The 13,237-nt window shown below is 72.7% G+C and carries 14 protein-coding genes; 11 read left to right on the plus strand and 3 right to left on the minus strand.

Going from position 1 to position 13,237, the window contains the following annotated elements; genetic code table 11:
• Window positions 1-12 precede the first annotated feature (12 nt).
• The 8 genes from CGQ25_RS17395 to CGQ25_RS17425 are packed head-to-tail and all read left to right on the plus strand — an operon-like array spanning window position 13 to window position 7,446.
• A complete protein-coding gene (locus CGQ25_RS17395; protein WP_208711054.1) occupies window positions 13-1,116 on the plus strand; it encodes a polyprenyl synthetase family protein in 1,104 nt (367 codons plus the stop codon).
• 1 nt (window position 1,117) lies between these two features.
• A complete protein-coding gene (locus CGQ25_RS18595) occupies window positions 1,118-2,074 on the plus strand; it encodes a squalene/phytoene synthase family protein (RefSeq protein WP_255405424.1) in 957 nt (318 codons plus the stop codon).
• Window positions 2,071-3,777, plus strand: a complete 1,707-nt coding sequence (gene crtI, locus CGQ25_RS18600) for a phytoene desaturase family protein (RefSeq protein WP_369802253.1) — start codon at window positions 2,071-2,073, stop codon at window positions 3,775-3,777. Before CGQ25_RS18595 ends, crtI begins: the two co-directional genes overlap by 4 nt.
• Entirely contained in the window at window positions 3,765-4,100 is a 336-nt protein-coding gene (locus CGQ25_RS17405) for a lycopene cyclase domain-containing protein (RefSeq protein ID WP_208711055.1), read from the plus strand. The genes crtI and CGQ25_RS17405 overlap by 13 nt, the downstream gene beginning before the upstream one ends.
• Window positions 4,097-4,516: a lycopene cyclase domain-containing protein gene (locus tag CGQ25_RS17410; protein ID WP_208711056.1), complete on the plus strand. Its 420-nt coding sequence runs from the start codon at window positions 4,097-4,099 to the stop codon at window positions 4,514-4,516. The genes CGQ25_RS17405 and CGQ25_RS17410 overlap by 4 nt, the downstream gene beginning before the upstream one ends.
• Window positions 4,513-5,439, plus strand: coding sequence for a prenyltransferase (locus CGQ25_RS17415; protein ID WP_208711057.1), 927 nt, complete (start codon window positions 4,513-4,515; stop codon window positions 5,437-5,439). Before CGQ25_RS17410 ends, CGQ25_RS17415 begins: the two co-directional genes overlap by 4 nt.
• On the plus strand, window positions 5,436-6,896 hold the full coding sequence (locus CGQ25_RS17420; protein ID WP_208711058.1) for a deoxyribodipyrimidine photo-lyase: 1,461 nt from the start codon (window positions 5,436-5,438) through the stop codon (window positions 6,894-6,896). Before CGQ25_RS17415 ends, CGQ25_RS17420 begins: the two co-directional genes overlap by 4 nt.
• Window positions 6,897-6,906: 10 nt before the next feature.
• Window positions 6,907-7,446 carry a MarR family winged helix-turn-helix transcriptional regulator gene (locus CGQ25_RS17425; protein WP_208711059.1) on the plus strand — a complete coding sequence of 180 codons (540 nt, stop codon included), beginning with the start codon at window positions 6,907-6,909 and terminating at the stop codon, window positions 7,444-7,446.
• Here CGQ25_RS17425 and CGQ25_RS17430 read toward each other — a convergent pair.
• Together CGQ25_RS17430 and CGQ25_RS17435 are read right to left on the minus strand one after the other, a co-directional pair.
• Window positions 7,443-7,937, minus strand: a complete 495-nt coding sequence (locus CGQ25_RS17430) for a DUF6789 family protein (RefSeq protein ID WP_208711060.1) — start codon at window positions 7,935-7,937, stop codon at window positions 7,443-7,445. The two genes, CGQ25_RS17425 and CGQ25_RS17430, sit on opposite strands and share 4 nt — an antisense overlap.
• A gap of 88 nt (window positions 7,938-8,025) precedes the next feature.
• Window positions 8,026-9,072, minus strand: a complete 1,047-nt coding sequence (locus CGQ25_RS17435; RefSeq protein WP_208711061.1) for an NAD(P)-dependent alcohol dehydrogenase — start codon at window positions 9,070-9,072, stop codon at window positions 8,026-8,028.
• 146 nt (window positions 9,073-9,218) lie between these two features.
• On the opposite strand from CGQ25_RS17435, the gene CGQ25_RS17440 reads away from it, so the two are divergent.
• Together CGQ25_RS17440 and CGQ25_RS17445 are read left to right on the plus strand one after the other, a co-directional pair.
• Window positions 9,219-10,151, plus strand: a complete 933-nt coding sequence (locus tag CGQ25_RS17440; RefSeq protein ID WP_208711062.1) for a ribonuclease Z — start codon at window positions 9,219-9,221, stop codon at window positions 10,149-10,151.
• 61 nt (window positions 10,152-10,212) lie between these two features.
• Window positions 10,213-10,614 carry a heme-binding protein gene (locus CGQ25_RS17445; protein ID WP_208711063.1) on the plus strand — a complete coding sequence of 134 codons (402 nt, stop codon included), beginning with the start codon at window positions 10,213-10,215 and terminating at the stop codon, window positions 10,612-10,614.
• Between the two features lie 249 nt (window positions 10,615-10,863).
• Here CGQ25_RS17445 and CGQ25_RS17450 read toward each other — a convergent pair whose 3' ends face one another.
• Window positions 10,864-12,603 carry a chloride channel protein gene (locus CGQ25_RS17450; protein WP_208711064.1) on the minus strand — a complete coding sequence of 580 codons (1,740 nt, stop codon included), beginning with the start codon at window positions 12,601-12,603 and terminating at the stop codon, window positions 10,864-10,866.
• A 135-nt stretch (window positions 12,604-12,738) separates the two neighbouring features.
• Here CGQ25_RS17450 and CGQ25_RS17455 point away from each other — a divergent pair, with 135 nt between their 5' ends.
• A complete protein-coding gene (locus tag CGQ25_RS17455) occupies window positions 12,739-13,227 on the plus strand; it encodes a MarR family winged helix-turn-helix transcriptional regulator (protein ID WP_208711065.1) in 489 nt (162 codons plus the stop codon).
• Window positions 13,228-13,237: the final 10 nt, after the last annotated feature.

A 13,237-nucleotide genomic window follows, 5' to 3' on the forward strand; every position in this document is an offset into this window, starting at 1 on the left:
TGGGAGGGCCTCATGAGAACCGCCACGAAGACCGATCCCATCCCCGAGCCCTCTCGGGCACGCCCGGACCAGGCGATCGCCTGGGAGGACGTCGGGCCAGCGGTGGACCGGGTGCTCGCCGACTGGGTGAACTCCTCGCGCTCCACCGCAGCCACTCCGAGCCTCGCTGTGCTGTGGGAGAGGATCGGGGAGGGACTGGAGGGCGGCAAGCGGCTGCGGCCCCTGCTCGCGTTCCACTCGTATGCGGCATTCGGCGGCAGGGACCCGGAGGGCATCGCGACGCTCGGAGCGTCGCTCGAGCTCCTGCACGGCGCGCTCCTGGTCCACGACGACGTGATCGACCGCGACTTCGTGCGCCGGGGACGCCCGAACATCGCCGGCCTCTACCGGCTCGACGCCGCGGCCCGGGGCCTGCCCGAGCCGGAGGCACGCCACCTCGGCTCGTCGGTGGCGGTCATCGCCGGTGACCTGCTGCTGGCCGGTGCCTTCCGCCTCGCGGACCACGCCTCGGAGGAGCCGGAGGTGCGGGCCCGGATCACGGACGTCATGCATGCGGCCGTCTCGGACGCCGCGGCGGGGGAGCTCGACGACGTCCTCATGGCCCACAGCTCGGGCCACACGATCGACGACGTGCTCGAGATGGAACAGCTCAAGACGGCCGCCTACTCCTTCGCGGCCCCCCTCCGGCTCGGGGCAATCCTTGCCGGCGCGCCGACAGAGCGGGCCGAGGACGTGGCCCGCGTGGGCATGCTCGTGGGGACCGCCTACCAGGTGATCGACGACGTCCTGGGCACCTTCGGGGACGAGCAGCAGACCGGCAAGCCGGTCACCTCGGACCTCAGGGAGGGAAAGCTCACGGTCCTCACCGCCTACGCGAGGAGGCACCCGGACGTTGCCCGCCACCTCGCACCCGGGGCAGCCGCCCTCGGCGACCCGGCCGGCGTCGACCGCGTCCGCGCCGCCCTTCAGGGGGCAGGTGCCGACACGTACGCGCTCACCCTCGCCCACTCGATGGTCACCGACGCCCTCGACGAGGCACGCCGGTGCGACCTCCCCTCGGCCCTGCGCTCCGAGCTGACCCGCATCTGCAACCACGTCCTCCACCGGGAGCGCTGAGATGGCCGCCCCCAGGCCCCGCGAGACGGACGAGAGCACGCAGCTGTCCCCTCTGGCCAGGTACACCGCCGCCGCCACGGCCGGTGCCGCGGTGGTGATCCGCCACTACTCGACGTCCTTCGGCCTCGCATGCCGGCTGCTCGGGCCGGGCAAGCGCGAGGAGATCGAGAACGTCTACGCGCTCGTGCGGATCGCCGACGAGGCCGTGGACGGCGCGGCAGCAGAGGCAGGCCTGTCCACCGAGGCCATCCTCGACCAGCTCGACCGGCTCCAGGAGGAGGTCTCACGCGCGATCGTCCTGGGATACAGCACCAACCCCGTGGTCCACGCCTTCGCCGGAACCGCGCGGCGGGCAGGGATCGGGGCGGAGCTGATCGAGCCGTTCTTCGCCTCAATGCGCCGCGACTGCGACCCGCACGGCCACTCGGACGCCTCCCTGGGAGCCTACATCTACGGCTCCGCGGAGGTCGTGGGGCTCATGTGCCTGCGGGTGTTCCTCGCCGGGCTCAGTGTCCTCCCCGCCGAGCGGGCCCGCCTCGAGCACTCCGCCCGTCGCCTCGGTGCGGCTTTCCAGAAGGTCAACTTCCTGCGCGACCTCGGCCAGGACGGGCAGGAGCTGGGCCGCAGCTACTTCCCCGGCGTGGACCCCCTGAACCTGACCGAGGAGCAGAAGGCAGCCCTGCTGCTGGACCTCCGCGCGGACCTGGACGCGGCCCTCGAGGGGTTGCGCAGGCTCCCGGGAACGGCGCGCCGTGCCGTCGCCCTCGCCCACTCCCTCTTCTCGGAGCTCGCCGACCGGATCGCCGCCTGCCCCGCGGAGGTCCTCGTCAGGACCCGCATCCGGGTCCCGACCCACGTGAAGCTGCGGCTCGCGGCCGCCGCGATGGCGGGCACCGGGCCGGCGTTCGCGCGCGACGGCGCCCGATCGCCCTCGCAGGGCGAGGGGAGGGCGGCGTGAACCGCCCCCAGCGCTCCAGGGCGGGCCGGACGCTCCCCGGCAGGCCCAGGCCACGCCGCACCGTCACCGTGATCGGGGGAGGGATCTCGGGCCTGGCAACGGCCGGACTCCTCGCCCGCGACGGCCACGCGGTCCAGCTCCTCGAGAAGAACGAGGTGCTGGGCGGGCGTGCCGGCAGGTGGGAAGCGGAAGGCTTCCGCTTCGACACCGGACCCTCGTGGTATCTCATGCCCGAGGTGATCGACCACTGGTTCCGCCTGATGGGATCGAGCGCCCCGGACGAACTCCGCCTCGAGCGGCTGGACCCCGGCTACCGCGTGTTCTTCGAAGCGCACGAGGATCCTGTCGACATCCCCGCGAGCCGCGAGGGGGCCGTCGCGCTCTTCGACTCCCTGGACCGGGGCTCGGGCGCCGCACTGGCCCGGTACCTCGAGGAGGCCGAGGACGCGTACGGGGTGGCCCTCGAGAGGTTCCTCTACGACGATTTCTCCTCCCTGCGCGGACTCGCCCACCCGGACGTGCTGCGGCGGGGATCCCGGCTCGCCGCACTGCTCGCGCAGTCGCTGCACACCCGGGTCTCCCGGCGCTTCGCCGACCGCCGGGAGCGGCAGATCCTCGGCTATCCGGCCGTCTTCCTCGGCACCACCCCCTACCGGGCCCCCGCCCTGTACCAGCTGATGAGCCACCTCGACCTGACGCAGGGCGTCCTGTACCCACACGGCGGTTTCGCCGCACTCGTGGACGCCATGGAGCGGCTGGCCCGCAGCGCCGGAGTGCAGATCCGCACCGGCGCCCGCGCAACCCGCATCCTCACCGGCCCGGCCCCGGGGGGCCCACGGGTCGAGGGCGTCGCGTGGACCGACGCGGAGGGCCGCGAGCACCGCACGGGTGCCTCAGTCGTAGTGGGCGCCGCGGACCTCCACCACCTCGAGACCGAGCTCCTCCCTGCGGAGCTGAGGACCCACCCCGAGCGCGCGTGGGACCGGCGCGACCCGGGCCCCGGGGCCGTCCTCGCGTGCCTGGGGGTGCGCGGGACGCTGCCCGAGCTGGCGCACCACAGCCTGTTCTTCGCGCGCGACTGGCGCGACAACTTCGCCCGGATCGGCGCCGGGGTCACCCCCGCCGAGACCACGTCGATCTACGTCTCCCGGACCAGCGCCACGGACGGCGGGGTCGCACCGGCCGGCGACGAGAGCCTGTTCGTCCTCGTGCCCTCGGCGGCTGCGCCGGACTGGGGACGCGGCGGAATCGGCGGAGCAGGCGCTGTCGCAGTCGAGGAGGTGGCCGACAGGGCGATCCAGCAGATCTCCGCCTGGGCCCGCATCCCGGACCTGGCCGAGCGCGTCGTCCTGCGCCGCACCTTCGGCCCCGCCGACTTCGAGCACGACGTGAACGCGTGGCGCGGCGGCGCGCTCGGGCTCGCGCACACGCTGCGGCAGAGCGCCTTCCTGCGCCCCGGCAACGCGAGCCGCACCGTCTCCGGCCTGCTGTACGCCGGGGCGTCCGTCCGTCCGGGCATCGGCGTCCCGATGTGCCTCATCAGCGCCGAGCTCGTGCTCAAGCGCGTGCGGGGCGAGCGCCGGCCCGGACCCGTCGGGCCACCGCTGGTCGCCCTGCGCGGGCAGGCCGCTGCCGGCACCGCGGCACGGGGAGCTGCGCTCGCGGACGCTGCACGTGCGGAGGGGGTCGCATGGCCTACCTGACCGCCATCCTCGCCTCCGCCGTCGGGGTGGCCCTGCTCGACGCGCGCTTCCGGCTCGCCTTCTGGCGCGCACCCCGCGCCACCGCCCTCACCGTTCTGGCTGGCACTGCCTTCTTCCTCGCGTGGGATCTGGCGGCGATCGCGTCTGGGATCTTCCTGCACCGGGAGTCCCCGCACATGACCGGCGTCATGCTCGGCCCGGAGCTGCCGCTCGAGGAGCCGGTGTTCCTCGCCTTCTTCTGCTACACCGCAGTGGCCCTCTACGCGGGCGCCGTCCACGTCCTCTCGCTGCGTGCGGCGCGCCAGGAAGGGAAGGCCCCGTGAGCTACCTCCTGCTGGACCTCGTGTTCCTCGTTGCGGCCGCCGGGCTCGCCGGCCTGCTCTCGGCCCGGCGTCGCGGGGCCCGCCCGGGCGCACGACGCCGCACGCTCGCCTGGGTGCCGCTGCTCATCGCGGGCGTGGCCCTCCTGGCGCTGACGGCGGTGTTCGACAATGTGATGATCGCCGTCGGGCTGTTCTCCTACGCCTCAGCGGCCCTCTCGGGGCTCGCGGTGGGCCTCGCCCCCCTCGAGGACTTCGCCTACCCGCTCGCCGCGGCTGTCCTCCTGCCCGCGCTGTGGGTCCGCCTCTCGCGCGCCGAACGGACCGGAGGTCCCGAGCCGGCGGGGCGACCAGAGCGGGCGCGGCGACGAGACCACGCCGCACGACTAGCCGAGACACCCGTGGAGGGGCACAGATGACAGCGGAACCGATCGCGTCGCGCCCGTGGCGCCTGCCCGGGGGACTGCCCAGGCTGGCTCGGTCGCTCCTGATCTCGTCCAGGCCCCTGTCGTGGGTCAACACCGCGTATCCGTTCGCGGCGGCGTACCTGCTGGCCGGGGGCGGGGCGGACTGGCGCCTCGTCCTCGGGACGGTGTTCTTCCTCGTGCCCTACAACCTCGCGATGTACGGCACCAACGACGTGTTCGACTATGCCTCCGACGTGCTCAACCCGCGCAAGGGCGGGGCCGAGGGAGCAGTCCTGCCGCCGCCGCTGCACCGGCCCGCGCTCTGGGCAGCGTGGGGCGGATGCGTGCCCTTCGTCGCAGCGCTCGTCGCGGGGGGACCTCCCGCGAGCTGGGCCGTCCTCGCGGTCTCCCTCTTCGCCGTGGCCGCGTACAGCGTTCCCGGCCTCCGCTTCAAGGAACGCCCGGTCCTGGACTCGGCCACTTCGAGCACCCACTTCGTCTCACCTGCGGCGTACGGGCTCGCGCTCGCGGGCGGCGAGGCCGGCCCGCTGGCCCTCGCGATCCTCGGGGCCTTCTTCCTGTGGGGCATGGCGAGCCACGCGTTCGGGGCGGTCCAGGACATCGGACCCGACCGGGAGGCCGGGATCGGCTCCATTGCGACCCTGTTCGGCGCCCGTCCCACCGTCCGCCTCGCGGTCCTGGCCTACCTCGCTGCCGGGGCCCTCCTCCTTCCGCTCGCGGGGGCGGCCACCGGCCCGGCCCGGTTCGCGGCGATCCTCGTCCTGCCGTACGCGGCCAACGCGGGCGCCTTCTGGACCGTGACGGATGACGACGCCGGCACCACCCGCGCGGGATGGCGCCGCTTCCTCTGGCTCAACTACGTCACCGGGTTCGTCGTCACCCTCCTGATCATCTCCGTCTGGATGCACCTATGACCGACACCGAAACCACAGCCCACGGCACGTCCCTCGTCTGGTTCCGCGACGACCTCCGGGTCCGCGACAACCCGGCCCTGCGTGCCGCCCTCGCGCACGGGCCGACCGTCGCGCTCTACGTCCTCGACGAGTCCTCGCCCGGGATCCGGCCTCTCGGCGGGGCCGCCCGCTGGTGGCTCCACCACGGCCTCGAGGACCTCGCGTCGTCCCTCGAGCACCTCGGCGTTCCCCTCGTCCTCCGGCGGGGCCCGGCGGCCGCCGTCGTGCCCGAGGTCGCCGCGCAGGCGCGTGCGGAGCTCGTCGTCTGGAACAGGCGCTATGGCGAGCCGGAGCGGCGCGCCGACACGGCGGTGAAGTCGCTCGTGCGGGCTGCGGGGCGGGAGGCCGAGAGCTTCCAGGCTTCCCTCCTGCACGAGCCGTGGGAGGTGGCCACGCAGCAGGGCAACCACTACAAGGTGTTCACGCCCTTCTGGAAGGAGGTCTCGGGCCGGGACCACCGCCACCCCCTCCCCATGCCGCGGCCGCAGCGGGAGGCGCCCAGCCGGGTGCCCCGGGGGGAGGACCTCAGCAGCTGGGCCCTCCTCCCGCGGACGCCGGACTGGTCCGGGCCACTCGCCCGGGCGTGGACCCCCGGAGAGGCGGCCGGGCTCGAGGCGCTGAAGGACTTCGTCGGGCCGGACACGGCAGACTCGGCCCTCGTCGAGTACCCCGAGGCGCGCGACCTTCCCGGCAGGCCTGCGACGAGCCGGCTCTCGCCGTACCTGCGCTGGGGCCACGTCAGCCCCTTCCAGGTGTGGCACGCCGTCGCGGACCGGCGCCGGGCCGCGCCCGAGGGCAGCGCCGTCTTCGCCTCGGAGCTCGGCTGGCGTGAGTTCGCGTGGCACACCCTGTACCACCACCCGGACCTCGCCACCGAGAACCTCCGGCCCGAGTTCGACGACTACGGCTGGTGGACGCCCGGCGACCCCTCCGGGGCCGGTCCCGCCGCCACCGGTCCGGCCGGCGGCGTCGAGCAGCTGCTGGAGGCCTGGCGGACGGGCCGCACCGGATTCCCCCTCGTGGACGCCGGCCAGCGCGAGCTGTGGGCGACCGGGTGGATGCACAACCGCGTCCGGATGGTCTCGGCGAGCTTCCTCGTGAAGAACCTCGGCGTGCACTGGCGGGTCGGGGAGGAGTGGTTCTGGGACACGCTCGTCGATGCGGACGCCGCGAGCAACCCGTTCAACTGGCAGTGGGTGGCCGGTTCGGGTGCGGACGCGGCGCCGTTCTTCCGCATCTTCAACCCGCGCACCCAGGGGAAGAAGTTCGACCACGACGGCGCCTACGCCAGGGCGTGGATCCCGGAGCTCGGCAGCGCCGACTACCCGCAGGAGAGCGTCGATCTGGCCGAGACGAGGGCCGCCGCCCTGGACGAGTACCGCTCGCTCGGCCAGTCGGAGGGAAGGAGGCGAGCCTAGAATGTCCTCCGTGCATCATGAGCCCGACCCCCACGAGACGGCACCGTCCCGCGGCACCGAGGCGGCCAGCCACCCGCGCGACGCCTTCCGCTCCGCCCCGGGGTTCGAGCTCCTGTTCCTCCTGCAGAAGTTCACCACAGAGGCGGACCGCTACGCCGAGACGGTCCGGCGCAAGCATGGGCTCGCACGCAACGACGTGCACGCGCTGAATGCCGTCATGGAGGCCGAACGGCAGGGCGAGACCACGACGCCGGGCGCCCTCCGCGAGCGGCTCGTCCTGAGCTCCGCGGCGATGACCACGGTCATCGACAGGCTGGAGGCGTCGGGCCACCTCGAACGCAGGCACTCGAGCGAGGACAGGCGCCAGATCGAGGTGACTCCGACGCCGAGCGCCCGCGAGACCGGCAGGGAGATGTTCGACCCGATGGTGCGGCACATGCTGCCTGTCCTCGCCGACTACACGCCCCAGCAGCTGGAGTTCCTGGCGGGCATCATGAACCGCCTCACCCAGGCCATCGCCGAGGCCCGCGAGGAGCTGCAGCGGAGCTAGGCCGCGGTCGCCCGCCGGGCGGGGCGCCCCGCAGCCTCCGCGCCCCGCTCGGCGGCCTTCTGCCGCAGCCGCTGTGCCGCCCACCCGAGGGTCCACCCGTACACCAGGTGAGCCGCGTAGATGCTCGCCGCCCTTCCCGGCCGGTCCTTGTGGGCGGGAGGGAAGATCCCGAGCGCCGGCAGCCATCCTTCGTAGCTGGCGAGCCAGACCAGCGCGCCGAAGGCCGTGCCGGTCCCCGGCTCCTGAAGCCGCCCCGGCACCGCACAGGCGTACAGCGCGCCGCCGGCCATCCCATAGCCGAAGTGGGAGGCGAGGGCGAGTCCCTCCTTGCCCGGCTGGGACATCCCCGGGAAGAAGGTGCGCACGATCCTCTCCGGCGGCTGCCGGTGCATCATGCCCGACGCTCCCGCGGCCCCGAAGACCGCCGTCATCGCGGCCGTTGCCGCCGCTCCCGCGGCCGCGCCGCGGACCGCCCTGCCTATGAGATGCATCCTCGGCTCCTGTTCGCGTGGGTAGGTCTGGGACAGGGCACTCTTACCCGTCAGACCCCCACCCGAACAGGGACCGGCGCCACGGCTGCTAGGGGACGAGGGTCGCGGTGTCGATGACGAAGCGGTACCGGACGTCCGAGGCGAGGACGCGCTCGTAGGCGTCGTTGATCTTCTCCGCCGGGATCACCTCGATCTCCGCTCCGATGCCGTGCTCCGCGCAGAAGTCCAGCATCTCCTGCGTCTCGCGGATGCCGCCGATCAGCGACCCCGCGAAGGAGCGCCGCCCCATGATCAGCGAGAACGCCTTGACTGACAGCGGCTCGGCGGGCGCACCGACGTTGACCATCGCGCCGTCCACCGCGAGCAGGGACAGGTAGGCGTTGAGGTCGATCTGGGCGCTGACGGTGTTGAGGATGAGGTCGAAGGAGCCGGCGAGCTGCTCGAACGTGGACGGGTCGCCCGTGGCGTAGTAGTGCGCCGCACCCAGCCGCAGGCCGTCCTCCTGCTTCTTGAGGGACTGGGAGAGGACGGTGACCTCTGCGCCCATCGCGGCGGCGATCTTCACGGCCATGTGCCCGAGGCCGCCCAGGCCCACGACGGCGACCTTCCTGCCGGCGCCGGCGCCCCAGTGGCTCAGTGGGGAGTAGGTGGTGATCCCCGCGCACAGGAGGGGTGCGGCGACGTCGAGCTCGAGGCCGCCTGGAATGCGGAGGACGAAGTCCTCCGTGACGACGACGCGGGTCGAGTAGCCGCCCTGGGTGATGGTGCCGTCGCGGTCCACTGCGCCGTAGGTTCCGGTGTTCCCCTCGAGGCAGAACTGCTCCTCGCCCTTGCGGCAGTTCACGCACCTGCCGCAGGAGTTGACCATGCAGCCGACTCCGACCCGGTCGCCGACCGCGTGCTTCGTCACCGCGGAGCCGACCTCGGCCACGACGCCGGCGATCTCGTGGCCGGGGACCAGCGGGTACGGCGCCGGACCCCACTCGGCACGGACGGTGTGGATGTCGGAGTGGCAGATGCCGGCGTACTTGATTTCGATCAGCACGTCGTGCGGGCCCAGATCCCGGCGCTCGACGGTCGTCGGAACGAGCAGGTCCGTGGCGGACGTGGCGGCATAGGCGTGTGCGGTCAGCATGCGTCTCCTCGCGGTGGTGGATGCGCCCGGATCTCGGGCGAGATGTTTTCCCCGAAGAACCCTACCCAGAGCGCGCGGCGGAACACCTGCCTGAGGGGTGCCCTGTCAGGGCCCCCCTCGCACTGGCCACCCCCATACTGGGCAGCATGCGCGAACTCGTGGTGCTCGGCACGGCCTCCCAAGTCCCCACGCGGACCCGGAACCACAATGGCTACCTCCTGCGGTGGGACGGCGAGGGCCTCCTGTTCGACCCGGGGGAGGGGACCCAGCGGCAGATGATCCACGCGGGCGTCGCCGCCGCGCAGGTGACCCGCATCTGCCTCACCCACGTCCACGGGGACCACTGCTACGGCCTGCCCGGTGTGCTCTCGCGGATGGCGCTCGACGGCGTGCAGCACCCCGTGCACCTGCACTACCCCGCGTCGGGGGAGCCGATGGTGCGGGCGCTCGTCGCAGTCGCCTCACCCGGCGTCGACCTGCGCCTCGTCCCGCACGGGGCGGCCGGGCACATCGCCGAGGACCTCGAGGTCCGGCCGCTGCGCCACAGGATCGACGCGTTCGGCTACCGGCTGACCGAGCCCGCGGGGCGGACCCTCCTGCCCGAGCGCCTCGCGGCCGCAGGGATCGCCGGCCCCGAAGTCGGGCGCCTCCAGCGCGAGGGGCGGCTCCGCGGCGTGCGGCTCGAGGACGTCAGCGTGCCCCGGGCCGGCCAGCGCTTCGCCTTCGTCATGGACACGGCACCCTGCGCGGGCGCCGAGGAGCTGGCCGAGACCGCGGACCTGCTGGTCACCGAGTGCACGTTCGCGGACGACGACGCCGCGCTCGCCGAGCAGTACCTCCACCTCACGGCTGGGCAGGCGGGCGCGATCGCGGGACGGGCGGGCGCCCGAAGCCTCGTCCTGACCCACTTCTCCTCGCGGTACACCGAAGTGGCGGAGCTGGAAGGGCAGGCGCGGCGGCGGGCGGGCGGCGCCGTCGTGCGTGCGGCGGAGGACCTGGACCGCTTCGGCTTCCCGCGGCGGCGGGCGCCCGAAATAGGGGTGCGCGAACCCGGGACTGATCGGCCTGCCCGGACGTAGCCTTCCCTCGGGGCACCCGGGCCGCGCGCGGGCGCGGCGCAAGCGGAAGGATGGGAAGGGCATGAACGACATCTCGCTCGAGCAGGCGCAGGCCGTCGTGGAGGCCAGCCTCGCGAAGTCCCGCGAGATCGGCACCGCGATGAACATCGCGGTGGTCGACGCCGGCGGCAACCTCAAGGCGTTCGGCCGGCAGGACGGCGCGTGGATCGGCAGCATCGACATCTCCCAGAAGAAGGCCCGCACCGCGCGCTTCTTCGACATGAACACCGGTGACATCGGCGCGCTGTCCCAGCCCGGCGGCCCGCTCTACAACATCGAGGTCTCCAACGGCGGGCTCATCACGTTCCCGGGCGGGATCCCGCTGAAGGTCGACGGCGCGGTGGTCGGAGCCGTGGGCGTCAGCGGCAGCACGGTCGAGAACGACCACACCGTGGCCCAGGCCGGGGCGGACGCGCTGCAGTAGCGCCCTCGCTCACGCAAGCCCGCAAACTGACTCCCGGAGAAGGCGCGCGACGCTGCCACAGGCTGGCAGGTCTCATTCGTCCGAGGAGAACAGGCCTCGGAGGTGCTCGATGCCGCGGACGCCATGGAACATGTCCCGCGCCAGCGGGGTTCCGCGGCGGAGGACGCTGATCTCCCCGGTGGGTTCGAGGATGACGCAGGCAACCTCTGACTGGCTCGGAGCTTCCCCGGATCTCCCCGGGGAAACGGATCAAGCGGGAGGGTTCACCTCACGATGAGGCGGCGACGATCCGGCGCAGGACGTGCTCGGTGCTGAGCCACCCGCGCAGGGCCCCTGTCCGTCGGTGACGGGGAGCCCGCCGGTCTGCTCTGCAGCGAGAACGGCCTCGGCCGCGGATTCGAGGGGTTCGTCCTCGCCCAGGGCTCCCGAGCCCTGGGCGAGCGCGCCGACGGTGAGGAGGTCGGCGTCGTCGTCCTCAAGCCCCTCTGCCAGGACACCGGGGGTGATCACGCCCGTGAGCTTCCCCTGGCTGTCGACGACCGGTAGGGCCCTCCCACCGGCCTCGGCCAGGAACCTGCCGGCCTCGCGCGCAGAGAGGGTGTCGACGAGCGCCTGCGGCGGGGCGCCCATGGCCTCGGCGACCGTGTGCCCGCGCAGCCCGGCCCTTCCAGGGGCGGGGGCTGAGAGGTCGACGCCGCGGCGGAGCAGCTTGCGGGTGTAGATCGTGTCGCCGCTGGCCACTGCCGAGATGGCGGTGGCGACGAGGACCGCGAGCAGCAGCGGCAGGATCAGCGTGTACTCCCCGGTGAGCTCGAAGATCACCAGCCCTGCAGTGATCGCAGCCCTCGTCGAGCCGGCGAAGACCGCGCCCATACCCACCAGGGCAAACGCCCCGGCCTGTCCGGCCAGCGAGGGGAAGACGGCGCCCGCGGCCTCGCCGAAGGCGGCGCCGACGGTCGCGCCGATCACCAGCGAGGGGGCGAACACGCCACCCGAGCCGCCGATGCCGATGGTCAGGCTCGTGGCGAGGATCTTGGCCGCCGCCAGAAGCAGCAGGAAGCCGAACGCGTAGTGGCCGAGGACGCTGTTCTCCAAGACCGGGTACCCGACCCCGTACATCTGCGGGAGGACCAGGAGCAGGGCTCCCAGCAGCAGGCCTCCGACCGCGGGCCGGAGCCATTCCGGGCCGCGCCAGAGCCAGTCGCACACGTCCTCGACCGCGTACAGCACCTTCGAGAAGAGCACTCCGACCCCGCCCGCGACCAGGCCGAGGAGGGCGAACAGGAGCATCTCGGCAGGATTGGAGACGGTGAACGTCGGGAGCTGGAGGAAGGGGTAGTTGCCCAGGAGGGAGCGACCGACGACGGACGCGGCGATCGAGGACAGCATGACGGCGGCGAACGAGCGGGCCGCGAAGTCCCGCAGGATCAGCTCGAGGGCGAAGAAGACGCCCGCGATCGGGGCGTTGAACGTCGCCGCAATGCCGCCCGCGGCGCCACAGGCAACGAGCGTGCGCAGTTGGGCCTCCGAGGAGCCGGCCAGCGTTCCCAGCCGGGAGCCGAGGGCCGAGCCGATCTGCACGATCGGGCCCTCGCGGCCCACCGAGCCGCCGGAACCGATCGTCAGCGCAGACGCGAGGGCCTTGACCACTGCAACGCGGCCCTTGATGCGGCCGCCTTTGCGGGCGACGGCGTACATCACCTCCGGGACGCCGTGGCCCCTCGCCTCGCTGGCGAAGCGCTGCACGAGAGGCCCGTAGACGAGCCCGCCGACGGCAGGCGCGAGGACGACGAATGCCGGCCCCAGCCAGGGGACCCAGTGGTTTGCGGGGTTTCCCTGCGTCGCGGCGTAGTCCGCGGTGCCGGAGAAGAGCTGGGTTGCACCCACGATGAGCCAGCGGAACGCGACAGCGGCAAGGCCGGCCCCGACGCCCACGGCCAAGGACAGGAGCACGAGGTGCAGGGACCCCACTCCTAGGCGTTCCGCCATTGTTCGGCCAAGACGTCTGACCTTGGCGCCCCGGACGGCGGCAGATTGCATCGCACTGCTCCCTTGATTGCAGAATGAGAATATATGCAGAACAGCATTTGTTTGCAGATGACACTATCAGGGAAGGACTGGCGCATGGGAGCGGAGACAGCGCAACGGCCAAGCGAGGCCGGGCATGACGACGTGGAGGCGGTGCTTCGCGCTTCGCGGGCACTTCTGGGGATCGTCGCGAGCTCGCTCTCGAACGCCCTCGAGTCGGTAAGCCTGCCGCAGTTCCGCGTCCTCGTGGTCCTGGCCAGCTGCGGACCGACACCGATCGGAGCCCTCGCCGGGAAGCTCGGGAGCGTCCCGTCGACCTTCAGTCGGTTCCTCGACCGTATGGAGGAGGCCGAGCTCGTGGAGCGGCAGCCAAGCCCCGACAGCCGTCGAGAGGTCCTCGTCGCTCTCAGGCCGAAGGGGGCCGCGATCGTGCAGGAGGCCACCGAGCGCCGCAGGGCCGCCATCGCCGAGATCCTCCAGCGCGCCGGCGCCGGGGAGCTCGCAATCATCGTCGAGGGCTTGGGTGCCTTCTCCGTCGCAGCCGGCGAACCGGCACCGGAGACGCTCATCGTCCTCGGCCTCTAAAAGGGGGAGG

Source organism: Sinomonas sp. R1AF57, assembly GCF_002224485.1.
Classification (GTDB): domain Bacteria; phylum Actinomycetota; class Actinomycetes; order Actinomycetales; family Micrococcaceae; genus Sinomonas; species Sinomonas flava.

What these genes read in the sequence shown, in the direction of transcription:
- CGQ25_RS17445 (WP_208711063.1), top strand. Translation starts at nt 10,213, where the DNA reads ATGAACGACATCTCGCTCGAGCAGGCGCAGGCCGTCGTGGAGGCCAGC.
- CGQ25_RS17420 (WP_208711058.1), top strand. Translation starts at nt 5,436, where the DNA reads ATGACCGACACCGAAACCACAGCCCACGGCACGTCCCTCGTCTGGTTC.
- CGQ25_RS17455 (WP_208711065.1), top strand. Translation starts at nt 12,739, where the DNA reads ATGGGAGCGGAGACAGCGCAACGGCCAAGCGAGGCCGGGCATGACGAC.
- CGQ25_RS17415 (WP_208711057.1), top strand. Translation starts at nt 4,513, where the DNA reads ATGACAGCGGAACCGATCGCGTCGCGCCCGTGGCGCCTGCCCGGGGGA.
- CGQ25_RS18595 (WP_255405424.1), top strand. Translation starts at nt 1,118, where the DNA reads ATGGCCGCCCCCAGGCCCCGCGAGACGGACGAGAGCACGCAGCTGTCC.
- CGQ25_RS17430 (WP_208711060.1), bottom strand. Translation starts at nt 7,937, where the DNA reads ATGCATCTCATAGGCAGGGCGGTCCGCGGCGCGGCCGCGGGAGCGGCG.
- CGQ25_RS17395 (WP_208711054.1), top strand. Translation starts at nt 13, where the DNA reads ATGAGAACCGCCACGAAGACCGATCCCATCCCCGAGCCCTCTCGGGCA.
- CGQ25_RS17435 (WP_208711061.1), bottom strand. Translation starts at nt 9,072, where the DNA reads ATGCTGACCGCACACGCCTATGCCGCCACGTCCGCCACGGACCTGCTC.
- CGQ25_RS17405 (WP_208711055.1), top strand. Translation starts at nt 3,765, where the DNA reads ATGGCCTACCTGACCGCCATCCTCGCCTCCGCCGTCGGGGTGGCCCTG.
- CGQ25_RS17450 (WP_208711064.1), bottom strand. Translation starts at nt 12,603, where the DNA reads ATGGCGGAACGCCTAGGAGTGGGGTCCCTGCACCTCGTGCTCCTGTCC.
- CGQ25_RS17440 (WP_208711062.1), top strand. Translation starts at nt 9,219, where the DNA reads ATGCGCGAACTCGTGGTGCTCGGCACGGCCTCCCAAGTCCCCACGCGG.